18 protein-coding genes and 1 pseudogene are annotated in these 24,961 nt (G+C 72.6%); 10 read left to right on the top strand and 9 right to left on the bottom strand.

What is annotated here, in order from left to right:
- Positions 1–46: 46 nt before the first annotated feature.
- On the top strand, positions 47–2,242 hold the full coding sequence (locus tag ABZ861_RS06270) for a 3-hydroxyacyl-CoA dehydrogenase NAD-binding domain-containing protein (protein ID WP_361624558.1): 2,196 nt from the start codon (positions 47–49) through the stop codon (positions 2,240–2,242).
- 372 nt (positions 2,243–2,614) lie between these two features.
- Here ABZ861_RS06270 and ABZ861_RS06265 read toward each other — a convergent pair whose 3' ends face one another.
- On the bottom strand, positions 2,615–3,346 hold the full coding sequence (locus tag ABZ861_RS06265) for a MerR family transcriptional regulator (protein ID WP_361624555.1): 732 nt from the start codon (positions 3,344–3,346) through the stop codon (positions 2,615–2,617).
- 148 nt (positions 3,347–3,494) lie between these two features.
- Here ABZ861_RS06265 and ABZ861_RS06260 point away from each other — a divergent pair.
- Both ABZ861_RS06260 and ABZ861_RS06255 read left to right on the top strand, forming a co-directional pair.
- A pseudogene (locus tag ABZ861_RS06260) lies at positions 3,495–3,770 on the top strand (hypothetical protein); the annotation flags it as partial.
- Between the two features lie 133 nt (positions 3,771–3,903).
- Complete coding sequence (locus ABZ861_RS06255; RefSeq protein ID WP_361624552.1) at positions 3,904–5,868, top strand: Xaa-Pro dipeptidyl-peptidase; 1,965 nt, start codon at positions 3,904–3,906, stop codon at positions 5,866–5,868.
- Positions 5,869–6,094: 226 nt separating this feature from the next.
- Here the strand turns inward: ABZ861_RS06255 and ABZ861_RS06250 are convergent, their stop codons facing one another.
- Positions 6,095–7,042, bottom strand: coding sequence for an FAD-dependent oxidoreductase (locus ABZ861_RS06250; RefSeq protein ID WP_361624549.1), 948 nt, complete (start codon positions 7,040–7,042; stop codon positions 6,095–6,097).
- A gap of 96 nt (positions 7,043–7,138) precedes the next feature.
- Between ABZ861_RS06250 and ABZ861_RS06245 the strand changes: the two genes are divergently transcribed.
- Together ABZ861_RS06245 and ABZ861_RS06240 are read left to right on the top strand one after the other, a co-directional pair.
- Positions 7,139–8,779 carry an ABC-F family ATP-binding cassette domain-containing protein gene (locus ABZ861_RS06245; protein ID WP_361624546.1) on the top strand — a complete coding sequence of 547 codons (1,641 nt, stop codon included), beginning with the start codon at positions 7,139–7,141 and terminating at the stop codon, positions 8,777–8,779.
- Between the two features lie 114 nt (positions 8,780–8,893).
- A complete protein-coding gene (locus tag ABZ861_RS06240; protein WP_361624543.1) occupies positions 8,894–9,103 on the top strand; it encodes a hypothetical protein in 210 nt (69 codons plus the stop codon).
- Between the two features lie 95 nt (positions 9,104–9,198).
- Here ABZ861_RS06240 and ABZ861_RS06235 read toward each other — a convergent pair whose 3' ends face one another.
- Positions 9,199–11,601, bottom strand: coding sequence for a Tex family protein (locus tag ABZ861_RS06235; protein ID WP_361624540.1), 2,403 nt, complete (start codon positions 11,599–11,601; stop codon positions 9,199–9,201).
- A gap of 381 nt (positions 11,602–11,982) precedes the next feature.
- Between ABZ861_RS06235 and ABZ861_RS06230 the strand changes: the two genes are divergently transcribed.
- Complete coding sequence (locus ABZ861_RS06230; protein WP_361624538.1) at positions 11,983–12,618, top strand: DJ-1/PfpI family protein; 636 nt, start codon at positions 11,983–11,985, stop codon at positions 12,616–12,618.
- On the opposite strand, the gene ABZ861_RS06225 is transcribed toward ABZ861_RS06230, so the two are convergent.
- A complete protein-coding gene (locus ABZ861_RS06225) occupies positions 12,608–13,369 on the bottom strand; it encodes an enoyl-CoA hydratase/isomerase family protein (RefSeq protein ID WP_361624535.1) in 762 nt (253 codons plus the stop codon). The genes ABZ861_RS06230 and ABZ861_RS06225 overlap by 11 nt on opposite strands.
- Before the next feature lie 281 nt (positions 13,370–13,650).
- Between ABZ861_RS06225 and ABZ861_RS06220 the strand changes: the two genes are divergently transcribed.
- Positions 13,651–14,154, top strand: a complete 504-nt coding sequence (locus ABZ861_RS06220; protein ID WP_361625317.1) for an ATP-binding protein — start codon at positions 13,651–13,653, stop codon at positions 14,152–14,154.
- A gap of 45 nt (positions 14,155–14,199) precedes the next feature.
- Here ABZ861_RS06220 and idi read toward each other — a convergent pair whose 3' ends face one another.
- The 4 genes from idi to ABZ861_RS06200 all read right to left on the bottom strand — a co-directional run bounded on the left by idi (position 14,200) and on the right by ABZ861_RS06200 (position 19,940).
- Positions 14,200–14,790, bottom strand: a complete 591-nt coding sequence (gene idi / locus ABZ861_RS06215; RefSeq protein WP_361624532.1) for an isopentenyl-diphosphate Delta-isomerase — start codon at positions 14,788–14,790, stop codon at positions 14,200–14,202.
- 130 nt (positions 14,791–14,920) lie between these two features.
- Positions 14,921–15,859, bottom strand: a complete 939-nt coding sequence (locus tag ABZ861_RS06210; RefSeq protein ID WP_361624529.1) for a cation diffusion facilitator family transporter — start codon at positions 15,857–15,859, stop codon at positions 14,921–14,923.
- Between the two features lie 683 nt (positions 15,860–16,542).
- Positions 16,543–18,354, bottom strand: a complete 1,812-nt coding sequence (locus ABZ861_RS06205; RefSeq protein WP_361624526.1) for an RNA-binding domain-containing protein — start codon at positions 18,352–18,354, stop codon at positions 16,543–16,545.
- Between the two features lie 188 nt (positions 18,355–18,542).
- Positions 18,543–19,940 carry a hypothetical protein gene (locus tag ABZ861_RS06200; RefSeq protein ID WP_361624523.1) on the bottom strand — a complete coding sequence of 466 codons (1,398 nt, stop codon included), beginning with the start codon at positions 19,938–19,940 and terminating at the stop codon, positions 18,543–18,545.
- A 239-nt stretch (positions 19,941–20,179) separates the two neighbouring features.
- Here ABZ861_RS06200 and ABZ861_RS06195 point away from each other — a divergent pair, with 239 nt between their 5' ends.
- Positions 20,180–21,082 carry a hypothetical protein gene (locus ABZ861_RS06195; protein WP_361624520.1) on the top strand — a complete coding sequence of 301 codons (903 nt, stop codon included), beginning with the start codon at positions 20,180–20,182 and terminating at the stop codon, positions 21,080–21,082.
- Positions 21,083–21,288: 206 nt separating this feature from the next.
- Here ABZ861_RS06195 and ABZ861_RS06190 read toward each other — a convergent pair whose 3' ends face one another.
- Positions 21,289–21,828 (bottom strand): hypothetical protein, encoded by a 540-nt coding sequence (locus ABZ861_RS06190; RefSeq protein WP_361624517.1) that lies wholly within the window; start codon positions 21,826–21,828, stop codon positions 21,289–21,291.
- A gap of 497 nt (positions 21,829–22,325) precedes the next feature.
- Here ABZ861_RS06190 and ABZ861_RS06185 point away from each other — a divergent pair, with 497 nt between their 5' ends.
- Together ABZ861_RS06185 and ABZ861_RS06180 are read left to right on the top strand one after the other, a co-directional pair.
- A complete protein-coding gene (locus tag ABZ861_RS06185; protein WP_361624514.1) occupies positions 22,326–23,177 on the top strand; it encodes an IS5 family transposase in 852 nt (283 codons plus the stop codon).
- A gap of 899 nt (positions 23,178–24,076) precedes the next feature.
- Positions 24,077–24,862, top strand: coding sequence for a formyltransferase family protein (locus ABZ861_RS06180; RefSeq protein ID WP_361624511.1), 786 nt, complete (start codon positions 24,077–24,079; stop codon positions 24,860–24,862).
- The last annotated feature ends 99 nt before the right edge of the window (positions 24,863–24,961 follow it).

The following is a 24,961-nucleotide window of genomic DNA, read 5'->3' as shown; positions in this document are numbered from 1 at the left end:
CTTCCCGCGGCCCCCCGGACACCGGACTTCTACGGAGACCCCTGACATGACCGAGAGCACTGCCATCCGCTGGGAACAGGACGCCACCGGCGTCGTCACGCTCGTCCTGGACGACCCCCGCCAGTCCGCGAACACCATGAACCAGGCGTTCCGCGAGTCCCTCGCCGCGGTCGCCGACCGGCTGGAGGCCGAGAAGGACTCGGTCCGCGGCGTCGTCTTCACCTCCGCCAAGAAGACCTTCTTCGCGGGCGGCGACCTGCGCGACCTCATCCGGACCACCCCCGAGACCGCCCAGGACCTCTTCGACGGCGGCCTCGCGATCAAGCGGAACCTGCGCCGCATCGAGACCCTGGGCAAGCCGGTCGTCGCGGCGATCAACGGCGCCGCGCTGGGCGGCGGCTTCGAACTCGCCCTCGCCTGCCACCACCGCGTGGCCCTCGACGCCCGCGGCACGAAGATCGGCTGCCCCGAGGTGACCCTCGGCCTGCTCCCCGGGGGCGGCGGCGTCGTGCGCACCGTGCGCCTGCTGGGGATCACCGACGCCCTGCTGAAGGTCCTCCTCCAGGGGACCCAGTACGACGCCCGCCGCGCCCAGGAGAACGGCCTCGTCCACGAGGTCGCCGCGACCCCGGAGGAGCTGCTGGCCAAGGCCCGCGCGTTCATCGACGCCCATCCCGAGTCCGCCCAGCCCTGGGACGAGCCCGGCTACCGGATCCCCGGCGGCACCCCGGCGAACCCCAAGTTCGCGGCCAACCTGCCCGCCTTCCCGGCCAGCCTGCGCAAGCAGACGAACGGCGCTCCCTACCCGGCCCCGCGCAACATCCTGGCCGCCGCCGTCGAGGGCGCCCAGGTCGACTTCGAGACCGCGCAGGTCATCGAGGCCCGCTACTTCGTGGAGCTGGCCGCCGGGCAGACGGCGAAGAACATGATCCAGGCGTTCTTCTTCGACCTCCAGGCCGTCAACTCGGGCGCCAACCGGCCCCAGGGCGTCGAGCCCCGCCCGGTCCGCCGGGCCGCCGTGCTCGGCGCCGGGATGATGGGCGCGGGCATCGCCTACTCCTGCGCCCGCGCGGGGATCGAGGTCGTCCTCAAAGACGTCTCCCTGGAGGCCGCCGTCAAGGGCAAGGCCTACTCCGAGAAGCTGTGCGCCAAGGCCGTCGCCCGGGGCCGCGTCAGCCAGGAGAAGGCCGACGCCCTGCTCGCCCGGATCACCCCCACCGCGGAGGCGGCCGACCTCGCCGGCTGCGACGCGGTGATCGAGGCCGTCTTCGAGGACCCGGCGCTCAAGCAAAAGGTGTTCCAGGAGGTCGAGCAGGTCGTCGCGCCGGACGCCCTGCTGTGCTCCAACACCTCCACCCTGCCCATCACCGCGCTCGCCGAGGGCGTGCAGCGCCAGGGCGACTTCATCGGGCTGCACTTCTTCTCGCCGGTCGACAAGATGCCGCTGGTGGAGATCATCAAGGGCGAGCGCACCGGCGAGGAGACGCTGGCCCGCGCCTTCGACCTGGTCCGCCAGATCAACAAGACGCCGATCGTCGTCAACGACAGCCGCGGCTTCTTCACCTCCCGGGTGATCGCCCACTTCATCAACGAGGGCGTCGCCATGGTCGGCGAGGGCGTCGAGCCCGCGTCGGTGGAGCAGGCGGCGGCCCAGGCGGGCTACCCCGCCAAGGTGCTGTCCCTGATGGACGAGCTGACCCTCACCCTGCCCCGGAAGATCCGCAACGAGTCGAAGCGGGCCGTCGAGGAGGCCGGCGGCGCCTGGGCGGCGCACCCCGCCGAGGCGGTCATCGACCGCATGATCGACGAGTTCGGCCGCACCGGCCGCAGCGGCGGAGCGGGCTTCTACGACTACGCGGAGGACGGCGCCCGGACGGGACTCTGGCCGGGGCTGCGCGAGCACTTCACGAAGCCGGACCACGAGATCCCGTTCCGGGACATGCAGGAGCGCATGCTCTTCGCCGAGGCCCTCGACACGATCCGGCTGCTGGAGGAGGGCGTGCTGACCTCGGTCGCCGACGCCAACATCGGCTCCATCCTCGGCATCGGCTTCCCGGGCTGGACCGGCGGCGTGCTCCAGTACGTCAACGGCTACGAGGGCGGCGACGGGACGGGGACCGGGCTGCCCGGCTTCCTCGCCCGCGCGCGGGAACTCGCCGAGCGTTACGGCGAGCGCTTCACGCCGCCCGCCCTGCTGATCGAGAAGGCCGAGAAGGGCGAGACCTTCACCGACGCACGCTGACACCCGGCCCCCGGGGCCCGGCCCCCGGCCCCCGGCTCGGGCGCCGAGGCCCCGGCTGAGGCGTCGGGGGCCTTGGAGCGGGTACCGAGGTCCCCGACTCAGGCGTCGGGGGTCTCGGCTCGGGCAGCGAGGGCCCCAGGCTCAGGCACCAAGGGCCCCTGCTCGGGCGGCGAGGGCCCCTGCTCGGGCGGCAAGGGCCCCGACTCAGGCGTCGGGGGTCTCGGCTCGGGCAGCGGGGGCCCCAGGCTCGGGCACCAAGGGCCCCGGCTCGGGCACCAAGGGCTCCGGCTCAAGCGTCGGGGGGCCCTGGATCGGGCAGCGGGGCCTCCGGCTCAGCCGCCGAGGGCCGCGCTCAGGCAGGCGGCACGGCGGTCAAGAGGACGGCGCCGCGTCCGCGTCCTCCGCCCGGCCGGCGTCCACCCACTCCCGCAGCTCCTCCTTCAGGGAGCGCTGGAAGGTGGTCAGCAGGGCCTGCACCACGAGCGGATGCATATGGGCCGACAGGGACTTCACCGCCTCGGCGTCCCGCTCGGCCACGGCGTCGCGCAGCAGCTCGGACAGCTCGCGGGCCGCGGCGCGCGCGTGCTCGATCAACGCGGTGCGCGCGGCGAGGATCGTCTCCTGGGACAGCGGCACGTCCAGCAGCCGCACCCCGAGCCGGAACAGCCCGGTGTCCACCCGGAAGGAGTCCCCCTCGCGGGAGAGCACGTTCATCGCGGCCAGCCGCTCCACGTCCTCGTCCGTCAGCGCCCGGCCTGCCCGCCGCGCCAGCTCCGGCCCGGAGACGCTCTCCACGCTCTCCGGCGCCCAGGAGGCGACGACCGCGCGATGCACGGCCAGGTCGTGCGGGCTGAGGTCGTCCGGAAGCTGCCGCAGATGGCGCTCGATCGCCGCGAGCGTCATGCCCTGCTGCTGCATCTCCTCGATCAGCGCCAGGCGCGCGAGGTGATCGGGCCCGTAGCGGCCCACCCGGCGGGGGCCGAGCACGGGCGGCGGCAGCAGGCCCCGGCTGCTGTAGAAGCGGACCGTGCGCACCGTGACGCCGGCCCGCGCGGCCAGCTCGTCGATCGTGAGGGTCGGCCCGCCGGCGTCGGTCGTCGTCATGCGCAGCAGTATCGCTGTCTCACCGGCACTGTGAAAGCGGAAGGGCGTTAAGTGCGGATCATACGGATCGTGTGAGAAATGCCGCCTTGTGACACGGGCCATCGCATGAGAAGTGATCTCTTGAGGAGGCTGCTGGTCTGGTCTGCGCATGCAGCGGGTGAGCCTGTTCTACGGCGGCTCGGTCGTGCTGCTCGCCCTGCTGCTGCCCGGCTCGGTCTACTCCGCCGACCAGAGCCCCTTCGTCACCGTGCTGTCGCTGGTGGTCTGCCTGGGCCTGATGGGGGACGACCCCGCGGTGGGCCGCAAGACCCTGCTGCTGATCCCGCTGATCGCGATCCTGCTGGTCGCGGGCTGGTTCGGCGTGCGCCGCCGGGTCGCCCAGCACGGCGACGCCGAGCAGCGGCGGCTCAGCGAGCAGCAGTAGCGGCTCAGGACCGCCGCACGAGTCCGTAAGGGGGCGCAGGGCGCGCGGCCGCGGCCGGGGCGGAGGGCGTCGTCTCGCGACACATCGGCTCCCCCCTTCTGCGCGGCCGTCGCCCCCCTGTACCGTCCCGCCCATGCCGAAAAGCATGTGCATGACGACATGGAGATCGTTGGTCGTGGCGGTCACCGCCCTTCTGGCGGCGGCCCTGCTGACTCCGGTGGCGCACGCCGTCCCACGCGAGCCCCAGGGACCTCCCGAAAGCCGCCCCGTCTACTCCTACGCGCACGCCGTGCGCGAGTCCGTCTGGGTCGACACCGGACTCGACGGCGACGGCGACGGGCGGACCGACCGCGTCGCCGCCGACATCGTGCGGCCCGCCGAGCCCGCGCGGCAGGGCCGCAAGGTGCCCGTGATCATGGACGCCAGCCCGTACTACTCCTGCTGCGGGCGCGGCAACGAGAGCCAGAAGAAGACGTACGACGCGCACGGCGACCTCGTCGGGATGCCGCTGTTCTACGACAACTACTTCGTGCCCCGCGGCTACGCCGTCGTCGGCGTCGACCTCGCCGGTACCAACCGCTCCGACGGCTGCGTCGACGTCGGCGGCCGCTCCGACGTGCAGTCCGCCAAGGCCGTCGTGGACTGGCTGAACGGCCGCGCACGCGCCTACACCAGCCGCACCGGCGGCGCCCGGGTCAGGGCCGACTGGACCGACGGTCGCACCGGCATGATCGGCAAGAGCTGGGACGGGACCATCGCCAACGGCGTCGCCGCCACCGGCGTCCGCGGCCTGAAGACCGTCGTGCCGATCAGCGCCATCTCCTCCTGGTACGACTACTACTTCGCCCAGGGCGCCGCGCTGTACGACTCCGGGCCCGACTGGCTGTCCGACTACGTCGAGAGCGACGCCGCCCGCGCCCACTGCGCCGCCGAGCAGAAGAAGCTCGTCGACGGCGCCCCGCGCACCGGCGACTGGACCGGCCTGTGGGCCGCGCGCGACTACGTCAGGCACGCCGACCAGGTGCGGGCCAGCGTCTTCCTGGTGCACGGCATGCAGGACCTCAACGTGCGCACCAAGCACTTCGGCCAGTGGTGGGACGCCCTGGCCAAGAACCACGTGCGGCGCAAGATCTGGCTCTCCCAGACCGGCCACGTCGACCCGTTCGACTACCGCCGCGGCGCCTGGGTCGACACCCTGCACCGCTGGTTCGACCACGAACTGCTCGGGTACCGCAACGGCGTCGACCGCGAGCCCATGGCGGACGTCGAGCGCCACCCCGACCAGTGGGTCACCTCCCGGCTCTGGCCCCCGGCCGGCGCCGCGGCCACCGTCGTGCACCCGGCTCCGGGCGGTCAGCCGGGCGTGGGAACCCTCGGTCTGCGCACCGCCCGCGGCGCCGAGACCTTCACCGACGACCCGACGCTGAGCGAGACCGACTGGGCCGCCGACGCCGACCGGCCCACCCCGGCCAAGGCCGGCTTCGTCACCCGGCCGCTCGTCCACGACCTGCGGCTGTCCGGCTCCTCGCGGGTCACCGTCACCGCGACCCCCACCACGACCTCGGCCCACCTGTCCGCCGTGCTGGTCGATCTCGGTCCGGACGTCATCCGCGACTACGCAGGCGCCGGCGAGGGGATCAGCACGCTCACCGACCGCACCTGCTGGGGCGCGAGCACCGCCGGGGACAGCGCCTGCTACCTGGAGACGAAGGCCGACACCACCGCGGTGCGGCAGACCGTCGTCAGCCGCGGCTGGGCCGACCTCGGCCACTACGCCTCCCTCCGCGAGGGCGTCGCGCTCACCCCGGGCCGCGCCTACACGATGACGCTGGACCTGGCCGCGACCGACCACGTCGTCCCGCGCGGGCACCGGCTGGCGCTGATCGTCGCGGGCACCGACAAGGACCTCATCGACCCCGCGTCCACCACCCCGACGCTCACCCTGGACCTGGCCCGCACCTCGGCCAGTCTCCCGCTGGTCGGCGGCGCGGCGGCGTTCGTCCGGGCCACGGCCGGCGCCGCGACGGCCGCCCCGGCGGCCGGGCGCACGGCCGGAGTCCGGGCCCCGCACGCCGTGCACCGGCTCCCCGGAAGGTGACGCGCCAGCCGTCGCCGCGCACCTGACGCGGCGACGGCTCGGGCGGCCGGGAACGCCAGTGCTGTGGCCGGAGAGGTTCGCCGGAAAGCTCGTGGCGTCCGGTGCGGTGCATCACAAGGCGGCGCCTCGCAAGGCGGAGCACTGCCCGCGTACGGGACGTACGCGGGCGGTGCGACGACGCGGCGAGGCGTCGTGCCGGGCGTCGCGAGCCGGTGAACCCTTCCGGTCACCGCACTAGCCCGGCCGCCTGCCGCGCGCACCCCCACGCCACGGTCACCCCCGCGCCGCCGTGCCCGTAGTTGTGCACGAGCACCCGTCCCCCGGGCAGCTCCTCCCGCTCCAGCCGCACCGCGTGCCGCGCCGGACGCAGGCCGACCCGGTGCTCCAGCACCCGCGCCCCGGCGATCTCCGGTCGCAGGGCGGCGCACCGGGCCACGATCCGCTCGGCCGTCGCCGGGTCGGGCGCCAGCGACCAGGCGCCCTCCTCGGCCGTGCCGCCCAGCACCAGACCGCCCGGCTGCGGGAAGATGTAGGTCGACTCCTCCGAGGCGGTGTCCACCGAGGTCAGCCAGGTGGTGATGCCCGGGTTCCGTACGACGACGAGCTGACCGCGCACCGGGCGCACCGCCGGATCGGGCACCAGCTCGCGGGCGCCCAGGCCGGTGCAGTTCACCACCACCGGCGCGTCCACGGCCGCCAGGTCCGTCACCGTCCGCTCCTCAACCGCGCCTCCCGCCGCCAGCAGCCGTCGCCGCAGCCACGGGAGATGAGTCGACATGTCGATCAGCGGCAGCCGCGCCCACAGCGCCGTCCCCGCGTACTCCTGCGGGCCCGCCGGGCGCAGCCCGGGAACCCGTGCGGCCCACGGGCCCAGCGAGTCCAGCCGCGTCTCGCCGAGCATCCCCTCGACCAGCCGCACGCCCGTCTCGTCGGGCCGGTCCGCCCACCGCCGGTACACGTCCAGCGTCTGGAGCGCCCAGTCGCCGACCAGCGCCTCCGGCTCGATCCGGTACGGCCACCACAGGCCGCCCGCCACCGCCGAGGTCGTCCGCTCGGCCGGCTCCCGGGTCCACACCCGCACCCGGCGCCCCGCCTCGGCCAGCGCCAGAGCCGTCGTCAGCCCGATCACGCCGCCGCCCGCCACCACCGCGTCGCCCGTCCCCGCACCGTCCATCCGACGACCGTACCGGGCCGCCCCGCGCCGCCCGCGTCCGACCGGAAAGCGGACGACGGCAGACCTCTGAGGCCGCACCGCTAGGATCGCCCCGAGATGACTGCCACCCTCGTCGCCAAGAACCTCGCCGCCGGACACGGCGACCGCGCCCTGTTCGCCGGACTCGACCTCGTCGTCGCGCCCGGGGACGTGATCGGGCTGGTCGGCGCCAACGGCGCGGGCAAGTCCACCCTGCTGCGGCTGCTCGCCGGGCTGAACGCCCCGGAGCAGGGCGAACTCTCCCTCTCCCCGCCCGCGGCGACCGTCGGGCACCTGCCGCAGGAACCGGAGCGGCGCCCGGGGGAGACCGTGCGGGAGTTCCTGGCCCGCCGCACCGGGGTCGCCGACGCCCAGCGCGCCATGGACGAGGCCGCTCAGGCGCTCGTCGACTCCGCCCCCGGCGCGGACGACGCCTACGCCACCGCCCTGGAGCGCTGGCTCTCCCTCGGCGGCGCCGACCTCGACGAACGCGCCGAGGAGACCGCCGACGCCCTCCGCCTGGCCGTCGACCTGGACCGGCCCATGACGTCGCTGTCCGGCGGCCAGGCCGCCCGCGCGGGCCTCGCCTCGCTGCTGCTGTCCCGCTACGACGTCTTCCTGCTCGACGAGCCCACCAACGACCTCGACCTGGACGGCCTGGAGCGCCTCGAACGCTTCGTCACCGGCCTGCGCGCCGGCACGGTCGTCGTCAGCCACGACCGCGAGTTCCTCGTCCGCACCGTCACGAAAGTCCTCGAACTCGACCTCGCCCAGGGGCAGGTCACCCTCTACGGCGGCGGCTACGGGGCCTATCTGGAGGAGCGCGAGGTGTCCCGCCGGCACGCCCGCGAGAACTACGAGGAGTACGCCGACAAGCGGGCCGCCCTCCAGGACCGGGCGCAGACGCAGCGCGCCTGGATGGACAAGGGCGTGCGCAACGCCCGGCGCAAGGCGGGCGACGACAACGACAAGATCGGCCGCAAGTTCCGCAGCGAGGCCAGCGAGAAGCAGGCCGCGAAGGCCCGCCAGACCCAGCGCATGATCGAGCGGCTGGACGTCGTCGAGGAGCCCCGCAAGGAGTGGGATCTGCGCATGGAGATCGCGGCCGCCCCGCGCTCCGGCGCGGTCGTCGCCACCCTGCGCGACGCCGAGGTGCGCCGTCCCGGCTTCGTGCTCGGACCGGTGTCCGCGCAGATCGACTGGGCGGACCGGGTGGCGGTCACCGGCGCGAACGGCGCGGGCAAGTCCACGCTGCTGGCCGCCCTGCTGGGCCGCGTCCCGCTCGACGCGGGCCACGCGGCGCTCGGCGCCGGCGTCCTGGTCGGCGAGGTCGACCAGGCCCGCCGCCTCTTCCACGGCCCCGAGACCCTGCTGGACGCCTTCCGCGCGGCCGTGCCGGACAGCGAACCGGCCGACGTGCGCACCCTGCTCGCCAAGTTCGCGCTGAAGAGCGACCACGTGCTGCGTCCCGCGGCCACCCTGTCCCCGGGCGAACGCACCCGCGCCGCCCTCGCCCTGCTCCAGGGCCGGGGCGTCAACCTGCTGGTCCTGGACGAGCCCACCAACCACCTCGACCTGCCCGCCATCGAGCAGTTGGAGTCCGCCCTCGACTCCTACGAGGGCACCCTGCTCCTGGTCACGCACGACCGGCGCATGCTCCGCGCGGTGCGCACCAACCGCCATCTGGACGTCGCCGACGGCAAAGTGACGGAGCGTTAGCCTGACGGCCGATCCGGCATCCGGACCGGCCGTCAGCTTTTTTCGGGCAGGGCTTTACACTCGGCAACCGTTGCCTGGTGCAACGAGATTCCCGACCGAAAGGCCTGGTTGCCCATGTTCCAAGACGCCCCGATCTACCACCAACTCGTCGCCGAGCGCGGCGACGTGCCCGCACGCGTGCGGGACGCGGCCACGAGCATACGCACGGAGCTGGACGCGGTGATGCGCACGGGACGGCCGTCGGGCGCCTTCCCGCCCGGTCCCGCGACCGGCAACGGCCAGTGGCCCCACTCCGCGCTCCGTCCGGGCCCACATCAGCGCTGAGGCCCAACCGGCCCAGCGCGTCCCCGTCGACCGAGCGGGCCCGGACCCGCCGCGCACAGCGGCGGGTCCGGGCCCGCTCGGCAGGCCGGAGACCGTCAGCGGCGGCCGTTGCCCGTGTCCAGCAGACCCGCACGGCGCAGGGCGTCGGCCATCGCGCTGTTCGCGGGCGCCGGGGCCGGACGCGCACCGCCGGTGCCGGCTCCTCCCGCACCGCCACCACCGCCGCCACCTCGGCCCTGGCGCTGCTGCGGCGGCCGTCCGCCGCGCCGGCCCCGCTCACCGCCGCCGCTCTGCCGCTCCTGCGGCGCCGCCTCGTCCTCCAGCCGCAGCGTCAGCGAGATCCGCTTGCGCGGAATGTCGACGTCCAGCACCTTGACCTGCACGATGTCGCCGGGCTTGACCACGTCCCGCGGATCCTTGACGAACGTCCGCGACATCGCCGACACGTGCACCAGACCGTCCTGGTGGACGCCGACGTCCACGAACGCGCCGAACGCGGCCACGTTCGTCACCACGCCCTCCAGCACCATCCCGGAGGCCAGGTCGGAGATCCTCTCCACGCCCTCCTTGAAGGCGGCCGTCCTGAACGCGGGCCGCGGGTCGCGCCCCGGCTTCTCCAGCTCCTTGAGGATGTCGGTGACCGTCGGCAGACCGAAGGCGTCGTCCACGAAGTCGCCCGGCCGCAGCGAGCGCAGCACCGCGGTGTCGCCGATCAGCGCGGCCACGTCCTGGCCGGTCGTCTTCACCATGCGCCGGACCACCGGATACGCCTCGGGGTGCACGCTGGACGCGTCCAGCGGGTCGTCGCCGCCGCGGATGCGCAGGAAGCCCGCGCACTGCTCGAACGCCTTCGGACCGAGCCGGGAGACCTTCTTCAACTGGACGCGCGAGGTGAACGGCCCGTTCGCGTCCCGGTGCGCCACGATGTTCTCCGCGAGCCCCGACGTGATGCCGGAGACCCGGGCGAGCAGCGGCACGGAAGCCGTGTTGACGTCGACGCCCACCCCGTTCACGCAGTCCTCGACCACGGCGTCGAGCGAGCGGGACAGCTTCACCTCGGACAGGTCGTGCTGGTACTGCCCGACCCCGATCGACTTCGGGTCGATCTTGACCAGTTCGGCCAGCGGGTCCTGCAACCGGCGCGCGATGGACACCGCGCCGCGCAGCGACACGTCCATGTCCGGGAACTCCCGGGAGGCGTACGGCGAGGCCGAGTACACCGACGCGCCCGCCTCCGACACCATCACTTTGGTGAGCCGCAACTCGGGGTGGCGGGAGATCAGCTCACCGGCGAGCTTGTCGGTCTCCCGGGAGGCCGTGCCGTTGCCGACGGCGACCAGGTCGACCGCGTGCTCCTTCGCCAGCCGGGCCAGCGTCTCGATCGCCTCGTCCCACCGGTTGGCCGGGACGTGCGGACGGATCACGTCGGTGGCCACCGCCTTGCCCGTGGCGTCGACCACGGCCACCTTCACGCCGGTGCGGAAACCGGGGTCCAGGCCCAGCGTCGCGCGGGTGCCGGCCGGCGCGGCCAGCAGCAAGTCGCGCAGGTTGGCGGCGAACACGTTCACCGCCTCGTCCTCGGCGGCCGTGCGCAGCCGCAGCCGCAGGTCGATGCCGAGATGCACCAGGATCCGGGTGCGCCAGGCCCAGCGGACCGTGTCCTTCAGCCAGGCGTCGGCGGGCCGGCCGCGGTCGACGACGCCGAAGCGGTGCGCCACGGCCGTCTCGTACGAGGACGGACCGTCCGTGGGCTCCTCGGGCTCCAGGACGAGGTCGAGGACCTCCTCCTTCTCGCCGCGCAGCATCGCGAGGATCCGGTGCGAGGGGAGCCGGGTGAACGGCTCCGTGAAGTCGAAGTAGTCGGCGAACTTCGCGCCCGCCTCCTCCTTGCCCTCGCGGACCTTCGCGACCAGCCGCCCGCGCCCCCACATGCGCTCACGCAGCTCGCCGATCAGGTCGGCGTCCTCCGAGAACCGCTCGGTGAGGATCGCGCGCGCCCCGTCCAGCGCGGCCTGCGCATGCGCCACCCCCTTGTCCGGCGCTACGAACGCGGCGGCCGCGGCGAGCGGTTCGGCGCCCGGGTCGCCCAGCAGGCCGTCCGCCAGCGGCTCCAGGCCGGCCTCCCGCGCGATCTGCGCCTTGGTGCGCCGCTTCTGCTTGTACGGCAGGTAGACGTCCTCCAGGCGGGCCTTGGTCTCCGCGCCCCGGATCCGCGCCTCCAACTCGTCGGTGAGCTTGCCCTGCTCGCGCACCGACTCCAGGATCGCCGCCCGCCGGTCCTCCAGCTCCCGCAGATACCGCAGCCGCTCCTCGAGCGTGCGCAGTTGCGCGTCGTCGAGCATCTCGGTCGCTTCCTTGCGGTAGCGGGCGATGAAGGGCACCGTCGAACCGCCGTCGAGCAGTTCCACGGCGGCCTTTACCTGCCGCTCCCGTACGCCGAGCTCTTCGGCGATCCTGCCTTCGATGGACCCTGCTCCGAGGGACCCGGGTGTCGTCACGTTGCCGTACCGCCTTCTCCACTTCGGGGTGCGCGGCAATTGTGGCAGGCGAAGCCCCCAACCAGCGGACAGGGCGGCGCCCCCGGCGGGGCGGACGACCCGGCGCGGCGCCGCACCGGCGTCCTCGCCCCCACCGCCGCACGGCAGGAAACGCGGGAAGCGCGTCGTTGCGGCCTTCCGCGGGGCGGCTGAGAATCTAGGAGGACACCGCCGACGGCATCGAGACGGTCTCCCGTGCCGGCGGTCACGGCGCCCCGGAGGCCATGCGACGCGCGTGCGCCAGGGCGCTCAGCGCGTCCCCGGTCGAGTACCGCCGCCGGTTCCGTCCGCCGCCCTCGCCCGCCCCTCCCATGCAGTCTCGTCCGAACGGAAGGACCCGTCATGCAGATCGCCATCGTCCTCTACGACCGCTTCACCGCCCTCGACGCCGTCGGTCCCTACGAGACCCTGGGCCGGCTGCCCGGCGCGGACACCGTGTTCGTCGCCGAGCGGACCGGACCCGTGCGGGCGGACACCGGGAGGCTGGCGCTCACCGCCGACCGGACGCTCGCCGACGTGCCGTCGCCGGACATCACGGTGGTGCCCGGCGGCCCCGGCCAGATCGCGCAGATGGAGAACACCGTCCTGCTGGACTGGCTGCGCGCGGCCGACGCCACGACGACCTGGACCACGTCGGTGTGCACCGGCTCCCTGCTGCTGGCCGCCGCCGGTCTGCTCCAGGGGCGGCGCGCCACCTCGCACTGGCTCACGCTGGAGCAGTTGCGGCGCTTCGGGGCCGAGCCGACGGGTCAGCGGGTGGTGACGGACGGCAAGTACGTCACCGCGGCGGGCGTCTCCTCCGGCATCGACATGGGCCTGACGCTGCTCGGGGCCATCGCGGGAGACGAAGAGGCCCAGGCCGTCCAGTTGCTCACCGAGTACGACCCGCAGCCGCCCTACGACGCCGGCTCTCCCGCGAAGGCCCCCGAGCAGGTCGTCGACCGGCTCCGCTCCGCCAGCCGCTTCGTCATGAGCTAGGCGACGCGGGCGCGCTCCAGGTGAATCGGGCCGGCCGGCGCTCCAGGAACGCGGCGACGCCCTCGGCGGTGTCGCCGCTGCCCGCCGCCTGCGCGGCCCAGTGGGCGTCCCGGTCGGTCCGGCCGCCCGCGAACTCCTTCGCCGCGGCCTGGGTGAGCTGGGAGCGGGAGACCAGGATCCGGGCCAGCTCGGCCACCCGCCCGTCCAGGCCGCCCGCGGGCAGCGCCTCGTCGACGAGGCCGGTGCGCAGCGCCCGCTCGGTGTCGATCAGCTCGCCGGAGAACAGCAGGTACTTGGCGGCGGACGGCCCGACCAGCGACACCAGCCGCCGGGTGGAGGAGGCCGGATAGACGATGCCGAGCCGGGCGGGCGTCACCCCGAACAGCGCCCCCTCCTCGGCCAGCCGCAGATCGCAGGCCGCCGCGAGCTGGCAGCCCCCGCCGACGCAGTGCCCCCGCACGGCGGCCAGCGTCGGCTTGGGGAAGGCGGCGAGCGCCTCCTCGGCCGCCACCGCCAGCCCCTGCGCCTCCTGCGGCGATCCCTGGAGGGTGGAGATGTCCGCGCCCGCGCAGAAGGCGCCGCCCTCGCCGGTCAGCACGAGGACCCGAACCGAGCGGTCCGCGGCCAGCGTGTCGAGCAGGGGCGGCAGCGCCCGCCACATCGCGGCCGTCATGGCGTTGCGCTTCGCCGGGTGACGGATGACGACGGTGGCGACCGAGTCGGCGACCCGGTGCGACAACTGCGGCTCCATGCGCCGGATGGTATCCGCCCGGCCGCGCCGCCCGGCGGGTCGGGTCCGGGGACCGGCCGCCTGCGGCGCCCCGTGCGGCCTTCCGCGGACCGGGCGGTCCCGGGCGAGGGCCGAAGCGGGTCCGGACCGGGCGGAAGCGGTCCTGCGCGGGGCGAAGGCACAAGGAAACAGCCGGAAAGCGCCGGAATCCAGGTCACTTGCGGTCAGTGCGCGGATCGGAGCCCCGCGGCGCGAACACTCGTGGTGTGGTGACAACCGAGCGCGAGGGCGGCGACTGGACGATGGACGGCCACGGGCGCGGCGACGGCTCGCGTCCGACGGGGTGCGCGGAGCCCCTCGCGGCCGCCGCTCCTCCGGATCCGCCGCCGTACGAGGAGGTCTGGCGCTTCACCGCGCCCGCCGTCGACGCCTCCGTGCCGCAGGCCCGGCACGCCGTGCGGGACCTGCTGCGCCGCCAGGGCGTGCCGGTCCCGGACGATCTGGTCCACGGACTGCTGCTCATCGTGTCCGAGCTGGTCACCAACGCCGTACGGCACGCGGCCGTGCTCTCCCCGACGCTGGCCGTCGAGATCGCGGTCGGCGCCGAGTGGCTGCAGGTGTCGGTCGAGGACGACCACCCCTACCGGCCGACCGCGCTGGAGACGGATCACGGGCGCACCGGCGGCCGCGGCCTGCTGCTGGTCCGCGAGATCGCCCGGGAGGCGGGCGGGGTCTGCGAGGTGGCGCACACCGCGAGCGGCGGCAAGGTGATCTGGGCCGCCCTGCCGCTCAAGCCCGCCTTCTGAACCGGCCGCTCCCGGCGGCCGCCGGTCAGCAGCCCGCGGGGCCGGTCACCAGCCCGCCGGGCCGGTCAGCTCCCTGATCGCCGGGCGCGCCGCGTCCAGCACGGTCATGAACCAGGCCGAGAACGGGTCCCGGGCGTGCCGCTCCGCCAGCTCCGCCGCCGACACGAACGCCGTCTCGCCGACCTCCCGCGGGTCCGGGCGCGGCGACGACTGCACCAGGCCGACGAAGAGGTGGTTGTACTCCTGCTCCACCAGGCCCGAGGCGGGGTCCGGGTGGTTGTAGCGGACCGTGCCCGCCTCGGCCAGCAGGGACGGCGAGACGTCCAGCTCCTCGTAGGTCCGCCGGGCCGCCGCCGCGAAAGGCGCCTCACCGGGGTAGGGGTGCCCGCAGCAGGTGTTCGACCAGACACCGGGGGAGTGGTACTTGCCCGCCGCCCGCCGCTGGAGGAGCAGCCGGCCGTGCGCGTCGAAGAGGAACACCGAGAAGGCGCGGTGCAGCCGCCCCGGCGGCTGGTGGGCGGCCAGCTTCTCCGCTGTGCCGATCGTCACGCCGTCCTCGTCGACGAGTTCCAGCAGGATCGCGTCCGCGGTCCCGTTCGACGAGCTGTGCGCCGCGGTGGCAGGTGTGATCGGCATACCCATCCTTCGCATCGGTCCTCGGGCCCCAAGTCTGCCGCACGAAAGCGGCACTCCGGGCACTACCCGGCGCCCGCATGTCCCGGCCGCCGACTGTGCCCGCGGAGGCGGCCGCGCCCCGGGCGCGGGCTCAGTGGCAGAGGCGCGCCTCGTGCTCGGCGTGCCCGCCCGGCTCCAACTGGAACGTGCAGTGCTCCACGTCGAAGTGGTCGCCCAGACACCCCTGGAGTTCGTGCAGCAGCTTCTCGTTGCCCACCGCGCCGAGCACCTCGGAGGTGACGACCACGTGCGCGGACAGCACCGGAAGCCCGGAGGTGATCGTCCAGGCGTGCAGGTCGTGCACGTCCTCGACGCCGTCCAGGGCGAGGATGTGCGCCCGCACCTCGGCCATGTCGACGTTCTTCGGGGCCGCCTCCAGCAGCACGTCCAGCGTCTCGCGCAGCAGCTTCAGGGTGCGCGGCACGATCAGCAGCGCGATGGCGAGGGAGGCGATCGGGTCGGCGGCCCGCCAGCCGGTGAGCAGGATCACCGCCGCCGAGATCATCACCGCCAGCGAGCCGAGCGCGTCCGCGGCCACCTCCAGGAACGCGCCGCGGACGTTCAGACTGTCCTGCCGGCCGCGCATCAGCAGCGTCAGCGAGACCGAGTTCGCCGCCAGGCCGAACAGACCGAAGACGATCATCAGGCCGCCGTGCGCGCCCTCGGGCGTGAAGAACCGCTGGAGGGCCTCGTACAGGACGTAGCCGCCGACGCCGAGCAGCAGCAGGCAGTTGGCGAGCGCGGCGAGGATCTCGGCGCGGGCGTAGCCGAAGGTGCGCGAGTCGCTCGGCGGGCGGCTGGCGAAGTGGATCGCGAGCAGCGCCATGCCGAGGCCGAGCGCGTCCGTCGCCATGTGGGCGGCGTCCGCGATCAGCGCGAGGGAGTCCGCGAGCACCCCGCCGACGATCTCCACCGCCATCACGGTCAGCGTGATGCACAGGGCTGTGCGCAGGGTGCCGCGGTGCCGCGCCGTCGCCGTGCCGGCGGCGCCGTGTGCGTGTGCGTGCCCGTGGTCGTGACCGGCCCCCATGGCAATGACCGCCCTCCTGTGTTCCGCCCGGGACCACAGTCAACTACGGGCGGGAGGCATCGGGCAACGCGGCGGTGAATACCGTTGTCATGTGCCCTGACCTGCGCAAACGAACCGCAGGTCAGGGCGCGGCCGGTGCTTCTGGGCAGGTCGGCCGCCGCACCGGCGCCGCCGTTCGTGGCACACGGAGGGGGCCGTCCCGGTGAACCCCGCGCCGAGCATGCGCCCATCCAGCCCAGCCCAGGCCGGCGGCGCCGGGCGGCCCCGTGCTACCGCAGGCCCTGGCCTGGCGTGGGCGGTGGCGAGGTCTGCTGCTGCGGTTGCCGCGGCGGGGGCGGCGCGGCGGGCGCGCGGGGCGGGAGCGCTCGGCCTGGCTGTCCAGGAGCCGTTCGGCCATGGCACGGATGTCCTCGGCCCGGTCGGCGTATGCCGGTTCGGGGGCAGGCTGCGGGGCCTCGGAGGGAAGCAGGAATCCGGCTTCGTCGTAGCGGGCCCGGTAGGCCGCGCTGGCGTCCTGTGGCCAGCTTGGTGCAATGGCCGCGGTGACTGGGGCAGGGACTGCTCCCTGACGCGCAGGCAGCCCGGTGGCCACCCGGGTCGCACGGGGGCCCCGGCCCTACCGACAAGCACCGCGCACGGCGCGCCGCCGGACAGGAGGACGACACCACGCCCCCCGCCCGCCCCTACAGCCTCTCTTCCTCCGCCCACACGTGGCCGAAGTGCTGTGCCATGTGCACCAGTGCCCGGCGCAGGACGGCCTTGCGCTTCTGGCGCTGCATGGTGGGCGATCCAGCGATCGTGATGGCCATCTCCGGCCGGATGCCGTCCGCCCCGGGGCCCAGGGCCTCCAGATCGATCAGCGCCCCCAGGCCGGGCGAGGGCCGATCGTGGGCGCCTTCAGCGCTCAGCCACAGCTCCGTGGTGGGCGGTGCGCACCACCGCATCCGGGCCGGGTCCGCGACCGCGTCGGGCAACAGCTCAGCGGCGGTCTCCCAAGCGGCGAGCAGCAGCGCCTGCACCTCATCGAGGCCCAGCTGGGTGCTCGCGCTGTCCGGGAGCACGGCAGCCCAGGCGGCGGCCTCCTCCAGGAGGACGTCGGCACACGTCACCACGGTGCCGTCCTGCACCGCCAGCATGGCCGCCGCCGACAGGGCCCGGCGCTCGCCCGGCGCGAGGATGGAGCTGGAATAGCTCACGGCGGTGGGGGTGTTGCGCCAGGCACCCGCGTCCCAACGCCCGGCGGGGAGTTCGGCGTCCCGGCGCCGGGACAGGAGGGTCACCGCACCTGCCAGTGCGCTGTAGGGCAGAGCCCGCTCGAGGTCCCGGCGCCGGCCCGGCGTGACCTGCAGGTCGGCTCCGTCCGCCCAGGGCCATGTCACGAGTGCCCGCAGGCGCAGCTGCGGAGCCGGCTGCTGCGCCGTCCAGTTGCGGGAGCTCCGGGACAGGGCGAAGCCGAACCGCTCGGCGGGCTCCCACCGCCACTCACCTCGCCCGGAGCCTACGAGCCGGCCCGGCCCCCACCTGCCGCCGTCGAGATCGACACGCATGGCATCCGGCGGCACCACCCACGGCCCGTCGCCGCGGTCAGCGCCCGCAACGGGAAAGCCGACCAGGTCGAGCGGGTCGCTGCCCGCACCGTCCCGCCCGGCGGCCCTGATGGCCTGCCACACAGGCTGGGCCATCGCGACCGGCGCCCGGCCCTCCACCGCACACAGCACCCACCCAGCCTTGCCCTCTTCGCCTGCGAACTCCTGCATTGCAGCGCTGTCGTGGACGTACGCCTCGCCGAGCGGCCGGCCCAGCCCCGCGTCGCGGAGCTGCTCGTAAGCCTCGCGCATCTCCTGCTGCCGACTGGGCAGCCCCTGCCCGACCTGCGGCCCCGCAGGGGACTGTGGCCGCGCCCTGGTCACGGCCTCGCGCAGAAGCTCGGCGAGGGCCTGTGCTGTGGGCATGCCCGAAGCAACGACGGCGTTCGACAGAAGCCGCTGGAGCTCGGTGCGCGGCAGCCAGTGCGTGCCATCCGCCTCACGCACGGGCACCGCGACGGTGTCCGCACGGGGCTTGCCTTGCCTGCCGTTCGGCGCGGCCACCACGAACAGGCAGCCGGGATCCTGCGCGGGGACGTCGATGTAGACCACGCACGCGCCCTGACCGTCGTCGGACCATTCCACGCTCGTCCGCCGCGGGGCCGGGGTGATGTGCTCGCGGATCAGCTTGCGCCACTGGTCGAGATCGACGGACGGCCGCTCGACGGAGTGGACCTTGTCCAGGATCTCTCCGCCTCCTTCAAGACGCGTGGCGATCCCGGCGACGATGATGCCGCCGCCTCCGTTGGCGAACGCCGCGACGTCCTTGGCGAGCTCCTCGACCGCACCAGGCTCACGCAGCTCGTATGGCATCTTCTTGGCGTCCAGCCACTGCCCCTCCGGCAACTCCAGCAGCGCCGTCGGATCGTTGGCGCGCAATGCCGCCCGCACAGTCTCAAGGTCTCCCACGTCACCACCCTATGAACGAACTCCGCCTGCTGCCGGCACATCCCGTGCGGAACAGGAGCCGGGCGGCTCCTGTGGAACGCCGCCCGGACGAGGGCGAGCCCGGGGCGTGGCTGCGGTTACAGTCCATGCGACAGGGGCCGGAGCCACTGGCATTGGCTCCTGCCCCCCTCACCCGGCGACGCGGACGGTCAGTCGGTGTCCGTGTGCGGTTCGAGCAGCGCGAAGTACGTCTCGCGCTGCTGCTCGGTCAGCTCGCCGTCGAGCGACAGCGCCGAGCGCAGCGCGGCCAGCGTGTCCGCCGCCGGGGCCTGCCACGTCGCGTGGACCTGGCGTTGAATCTCCCCGATCGTGGCGTACGCCTCGCCGGGGAAGCACCGGATGTACCAGTCGAGCACCTTGCCCACCGACGGTGTCAGGTTGAAGTGCCACCACTTCGGGGACTGTTCGGCGTCCGTGCGGCCGTCCTCGGTGCCGGCGAACATCTCGACGGTCTCGGCGAAGTCGTGCAGTACCGCGGCCCGCACGGTGCGCCCGAGGTGCTCGGTGGGGACGATCTGGTCGAGGGCCGCCGCCACCGACCAGGCGAGCTCGCCCGCGATCTGGGTGACGGACTCCTTGTTGCGGTGGCGCAGCACCCACCGCTTGCGCACGTCGGGCCGGTCGAACAGCGCGTGCTGGAAGTCGGCGGCGAACCGGTCGCGCACCTCTGCCGCGCCCGGCGAGAGGGCGTCGCGGTCGCCGGCGGACATCGCCTCCCCGACGCCCGTGTAGGAGCGCTTGCGGGCCTCCACCCAGTCGTCGGCCACCGCGCGGGCCCACTGGTCACGGCCGCCGACGACGGCCTGCGGGCGCGGAACCTCGCTGTTGCCGCGCGAGATGTAGGCGCGCAGGGTCGAGGCGCTGATGCCGCCGAGCTCCGCCATCTCCGGGGCGCCGATGAGCTGCGCCCCGGTCAGCTCGGGGCAGGAGACGTCGACCACGCACCGCTGTAGCGGCAAGGCGTCGTGCTGCTCTTGGTGGTGCTCGGCCCACCGCGCCAGGTGGTCGGGCCAGTTGTCCGGCCGGGCGGCGTCCGGGTCGAAGGAGGCCACCTTGCCGACGTGCGCCCTGGCCGCGTCGGCGCGGCCGTCGAGCAGGTCGACGGCGGTGACGGTGACGGCCATGCGGGCCTTGCGACGCTCGTAGCCCTGCGCGACGGGGTCCCAGACCTGGCCGGGCCGGAACCACGTCTCGCCGTTCCACCAGTAGCCGCCGGCGCGGAACAGCAGCACCTCGCCGTCCCATTCCATGTGCAGGCCGGAGGTCTCGCCGTCGCGCACGAGCAGTACGGTCCGGCCGTGCTCGGGGTGGTAGCGCACCGCCCAGCCGAGCGCGTGGTCGAGGGGATCGGTGGTGAAGGCCCGCCAGCTCTGGTCGGAGCGGTCCTTGTCGAAGCGGCCCCACATGCCCTCGCCCTTGTTGCGGCCGACGGCCTCGATGGCCTCCGGCCCCTCGTCGAGCGGGAGGTGGGAGTCGTCGACGAACGGCAGGCCCGGCACCGGGTGGTCGGTGCGCAGCCCGTTGGCGAGCGGAAGAACGTGACTCAAGGCTGATTCCTCATCTCACTTCAAGTGCTGCACGCTTTGCGCATCACTGAATATGTCTCCCTTATACACGCACGGCAATCCTCTTCGTGCAGCCACTTTCGGCCAATCCCGCCGGGAGGCGTCCGTCAACCGCGGACGTGTGGCTTGAGGCGACCTGATGCTCGGCGCCGGGAACGGGCCTGCTCCGCCCCCTGAAGGTGGCCTACCTGAGTCGGATGGCGCACGGCACCATGCTGTCCATGAGGAAGCAGAGAGCTGAAGAATTCGCCCGGTGTGCCGTCGTGCTGGCCGCGGAGTTGCGCCAGACACGGCGAGACGGCGCGGTAGCCGCCGACCCCGAGGAACAAACAGACCCTTTCGCTGTTCCTGCCCCAACAGGCGAGGACCCCTTTGCTCCGTCCATGGCGGGCCGGGAGGGCGTCTTCGAGCAGGCACTGTCCAACGGACTGGCTGCGATTGTCGCTTCCGAGTGGCCGGGCAAAGAGTTGAATCGCAACGGACGAGTCCAGTCGGCCAGCACGCTGCTCAAAGTGATCGAGGAACACATCCCTGCTACGGACGGCGTCGTCCTTGTTCCTGACCAGCACCCGATGCAGGAGATCCCGCAAGACGACACGGACTCGCTCTTCCAGGCACCTCGTCGCTCGTCGCACACCCGCATTGATGTGCGCACGCTCCAGAACGGGATCGAGTCCAGTCAGGCGGCCCGTCACGGTCGCGGTGTCGGAGGTCTGCAGCATCGCCACATCGAGGCCCTGCTGGCCCTCGACGGCCACCGGAGCCTTGGAGCGATGGGAGAGGAACAGCAGGACCGGATCCAGCAGATCGCGCAGGCACAGGACGCGGCTTCCCAGAAACGAGCTGCCGAGTACCTCGAACGGATCGGTGAGGAAGAAGCCGCGCGCCGCGCAGAGAACGTGGCCAACCCCAACGCCCACCACCCGAAGCGCAACCCGGATGGACGCGACCTCGACACCTGCCCCGTCTGCGGGCACGAAACGTTCTGCGTGGAGGGCCTTGCCCCTGTCTTCGGCCGGGTCGGGTACGGCCAGTGCCTGGTGTGCACCTACATCCGCACCCCGGACGTCGCAGAGGACGAGGCATTCACCGAACACCTCCGGTCGATCATGGACGACGAGTGATGCCTTCTGGCGCGCAGGGCCGTGGCCTTCAGCGGCCAGCCCCGTCACTGCCCCGGAGTCCGCGCCTCGGCGTGGGCGCGCCAGCCTCTGAGGGCGGGTAGGGGTGATTCGAGCGGGCAGGACGGGCGATGTGGTCGTCGTGGGCCCGACGTCAGGTGAGGGCGTCGCAGAGGCAGGCGGGCAGTGCCTGGCGGACGCCGAGAACTTCAGACAGACCCACCGGGGCCGTCATCCGCATCTTCACCCACCCCGCGCCAGCCCTTCGTCGGCTCCTCCATGGAGCGCATCCACCTCTCCTCGAAGCCGACGGCTCCCGTCTCGTCGCCGGGGATGCTGAAGGTGTCCGGGTTCTCGGCGAACTGCCTGGGGGAGGGGTTGATGGCGATGACCTGGTCCAGGAACGGGAACATGCCCCACTCGTCGATCCGCTGCCGTAGCGCGGCCTGCGCGGGGGTGTCCGGCAGGAGCAGTCCGTGCAGCACGTACAGCCCGTAGAACATCCGCAGGCCGACCAGCACCTCTCGTGCGCGCATCAGCTCAGCGTCACTCGCCCGCAGGACCTGAGCCACCATGTCCGCGTTCTGCTGGAGCAGCCCCCAGTCCACCGGCGGCCCCTCGGCCAGCGCGTCCGCCCCGACCTCCTGCGCTCCCAGGCAGATCGCGGCGGCCACGTGCACCATGCTCCTGAAGTCCGGCCCCTCGGCCTCGGCCGGCACGTCCCCGCCGGCTTCGAGCGCCGCACGCACGAGCGTGGGGTTCGCCGCCCCGTGCGCGTCGGCCGGGCCGCCGCGCCGCGCCGCCGTCAGCCCGGCGGCGGAGGCCGGGACGGAAGTCGCCGGCGTCCCGGTGCTGTCCTTCCCGTGCCGAGCCCCACCAAGGGGTGAGGCGGGAGAGTCCCGCCGGATGGAGGTACCGCTGTGATCGTCCGACTCCTGGACGGCCCGCTCGCCGGTCGCGAATTCACGATCGCCGATGCCCCGTGGACCGGAGGCTGGCTCACGGCCGGTGACGCAGACTGGGGCCTGTACGTCCCGGTGCACCGCGACCCGGCGACCGCACCGTCCTGGCGGAGGCCCGGGTCACCACCCCCCGCTGGTGGCGGCGGCCCACTTGGGGTAGCTAGGGGCCGGGCGCAGGCAGCTCACTGTTGGTTGCCGCTGGGGCTTAGAGGGCATCTGGTCTAGGTAGTTGGTGTTCTGGGATGTTTTTGTGACTGGTGTCGGTGGCGGTCGTCGGATGAGGCGTGAGTGCTCGTCGTCCGTACCGCAGTGACGTGTCCGACGCCCGCTGGGCCTTGATCGAACCGGTCTTCACCGCTTGGCGGGCGAGCCGGACAGGCCCCGGGACGGCGGCCCGGCTGCACGATTTGCGAGAGATCGTCAACGCGATCCTCTACGTCAACCGCACCGGCATCCCGTGGGAGTACCTGCCGCACGACTTCCCGCCCTACAAGACCGTCTACGACTATTACGCGAAATGGGAAGCCGACGGCACCACCCAGCAGGTCCACGACCTGTTACGCGACAAGACCCGCCGATTCCATGGCCGCAGTGGGGAGCCCACCGCGGCGGTGGTCGACGCGCAGAGCGTGAAGACCTCGGCAAACGTCGCCGAGGCCAGTCAGGGCATCGACGCCGGCAAGAAGATCAAAGGACGCAAGCGCCATCTGATCACGGACACGCTCGGTCTGGTGCTGGCCGTCCTCGTCACCGCCGCGAACGTGCACGACACCACCGGCGGCAAGCTTCTGCTCGACGACCTGGCCGCGGCCCATCCCAGCGTCACCAAGGTCTGGGCCGACGGCGGTTACCAGAACAGCATCTTCAACCACGGCGCCCGGTTGGGCATCGATGTCGAGGTGGTGCAGCGACCGCGGACGAAGGGGTTCGAGCCTCTGCCCAAGCGGTGGGTGATCGAGCGGACCTTCGGCTGGCTGATGCAGCACCGCCGCCTGGCACGGGACTACGAAGCCCTCCCCCAGAGATCGCGGGCGATGATCCACTGGGCGATGGCTAACAAAATGTCCCGCGAACTGACCGGAGAATCCGCACCAACCTGGCGAATCGAAATGGACATCCCACTCACATCAGCGTGAACACTGATCAGATGCTCTCTTAGGTGCCCCAGCCGCACAAAGCGCAGACCAACGGACCGCCCCCGTGAACATGGTGACGTGCCGCTCGCTCGGCGGTGCCCGAATTCAGGGGCTCATACTCGCTCGGTCGGGGCGGTTCACCCGTCAGGTGATCGCGGTCGGCACCTACCGGCTACGGCGAGGGAGTCCCATGACTCCACCTCACCGACTGGACACTCAACGAGGCCTGCGGGCCGACGCAAGCGCCGGGTGGGCACCGACCGCTGACGCATCCTCAGCTCACGGAAGTTATCGCGCCTCTCCGCACCGGCCCCACGAGGCGCGTGACAGGACCGGGTCCATCCGCGCCCACAACCATTGCCGCTGTCCGGAATCGCCGTACATCGGAGAATCCTGCACTGATGATTTGTCCCGTGTGCCGGGGTAGTTGGCCGCTTGTCCGCTGCGGAATAGGTGTGAGTAATTCATAGGTTCGGCTCGTGGGTGCGACGGGTAGCCGGTGCCTGTGGGTCTGTCGTTGGAAGCACCCGCAGAGGCGGATCAGAGCCTTTGACGAGTGCTGTTCGGGTATCGGGCGTCAGAGCCGGATGCCGCAGACGGGGGGAGTCGCGTGCAGTTCTCGGTACGGTTCGCTCGAAGGGCGTTCTCTTCGTGCGGTGATGGCTGCCAGGTCTCTCTTCCGGCATTAGCGGGTTCACCCCGTTCCGCGGCGAGCGTGACATCCCGCTCGCTGTTACCGCGAGGAATCCGGCACATCAGGACCGTTCCCCCGCGCGGAAACCGTCTGATCCACCCTTTCGCAGGCGCGTCGCGCCTTCTCGTTCCGGCAATCCGTTTTTCGCATTTCGGGTGACCGTTCGCACATCTGTGTACTCAGACGCGGCCGAAGTGGAGACTTGATGTCTGCTGGCTTTTTCCTGGTGACCGAGGCCACCTATCACGCTGCCCATCTCCGGGCCGCTTGGGAGAGGACGTTCGCCGATCGTCCCGGATACGGCGGGATCGCGGTCCGCGCGGACCGGTCCTCCGCCGTCGACAACTCCACTCCCGCGAGCGGCTGGCTCGACCACGGGCCCACCGACGACGCCATGGAACGCCTCTTCGGGCCGCTCGACGGCGACTTTCGAGAGGACCACGTCTGGCTGGGTCCCCAGATCAACGGCCCGCGCGCTGCCTCCTGGCTGAGCACCGTCGCGGCGGACGAGAAGCCGCTCATCTTCGTTTTCCTGGACCGCATGCTTGCCCCATGGTGGATGAAATCCGCCTCAGCCGTACTGAATTCGCATTCCGCGGTTCTCCCGCACGCCCGCGGCACCTTCGCCATCGAGAACGTCGGCGCCGAAAGGGACATTGAGCGGTTCCGTGCATCCCTCGGGGCAACCGTCCACTACGTGGACGAGGGGGTCGACACCGGGCCGATCATCCAGGCCTCCCGAGTCGCGGATCCTTTCGCTTCCGCTTCCATCTGGGAATGCAAGGCACGCTCGTTCCAACTCGCCTTCGACCTGCTGATAGACGTAGCCGACCGCTTCATATCGCACCCCGCCGTGCCGGTCGGGACCGCGCCGGCACCTTCACCCTGGCACGGCCCGGACTTCCGTCGGCGCGACTTCACCGAGGAACGCCGAAAGGCGGCCGAAGAGGGTTTCCTGGCAATGCGGAACGAGGTGTACCCGTGGAAATGAGTGCCTGGAACGCGACGTCGGTGGATTTCCCGGACGTGTGCCTGCATGAGTTGTTCGAGGCGCGGGTGGCTGTGTGTCCGGATGCGGTGGCGGTGGTGT

Origin of the sequence: Streptomyces sp. NPDC046985 (genome assembly GCF_040644415.1) — a bacterium.
GTDB lineage: Bacteria > Actinomycetota > Actinomycetes > Streptomycetales > Streptomycetaceae > Streptomyces.
This window is presented reverse-complemented; position numbering and strand designations above follow the sequence as displayed.

What these genes read in the sequence shown, in the direction of transcription:
- ABZ861_RS06210 (WP_361624529.1), bottom strand. Translation starts at nt 15,859, where the DNA reads ATGGGGGCCGGTCACGACCACGGGCACGCACACGCACACGGCGCCGCC.
- idi (WP_361624532.1), bottom strand. Translation starts at nt 14,790, where the DNA reads ATGCCGATCACACCTGCCACCGCGGCGCACAGCTCGTCGAACGGGACC.
- ABZ861_RS06270 (WP_361624558.1), top strand. Translation starts at nt 47, where the DNA reads ATGACCGAGAGCACTGCCATCCGCTGGGAACAGGACGCCACCGGCGTC.
- ABZ861_RS06195 (WP_361624520.1), top strand. Translation starts at nt 20,180, where the DNA reads ATGAGGAAGCAGAGAGCTGAAGAATTCGCCCGGTGTGCCGTCGTGCTG.
- ABZ861_RS06250 (WP_361624549.1), bottom strand. Translation starts at nt 7,042, where the DNA reads ATGGACGGTGCGGGGACGGGCGACGCGGTGGTGGCGGGCGGCGGCGTG.
- ABZ861_RS06220 (WP_361625317.1), top strand. Translation starts at nt 13,651, where the DNA reads ATGGACGGCCACGGGCGCGGCGACGGCTCGCGTCCGACGGGGTGCGCG.
- ABZ861_RS06265 (WP_361624555.1), bottom strand. Translation starts at nt 3,346, where the DNA reads ATGACGACGACCGACGCCGGCGGGCCGACCCTCACGATCGACGAGCTG.
- ABZ861_RS06245 (WP_361624546.1), top strand. Translation starts at nt 7,139, where the DNA reads ATGACTGCCACCCTCGTCGCCAAGAACCTCGCCGCCGGACACGGCGAC.
- ABZ861_RS06180 (WP_361624511.1), top strand. Translation starts at nt 24,077, where the DNA reads ATGTCTGCTGGCTTTTTCCTGGTGACCGAGGCCACCTATCACGCTGCC.
- ABZ861_RS06240 (WP_361624543.1), top strand. Translation starts at nt 8,894, where the DNA reads ATGTTCCAAGACGCCCCGATCTACCACCAACTCGTCGCCGAGCGCGGC.
- ABZ861_RS06255 (WP_361624552.1), top strand. Translation starts at nt 3,904, where the DNA reads ATGCCGAAAAGCATGTGCATGACGACATGGAGATCGTTGGTCGTGGCG.
- ABZ861_RS06225 (WP_361624535.1), bottom strand. Translation starts at nt 13,369, where the DNA reads ATGGAGCCGCAGTTGTCGCACCGGGTCGCCGACTCGGTCGCCACCGTC.
- ABZ861_RS06230 (WP_361624538.1), top strand. Translation starts at nt 11,983, where the DNA reads ATGCAGATCGCCATCGTCCTCTACGACCGCTTCACCGCCCTCGACGCC.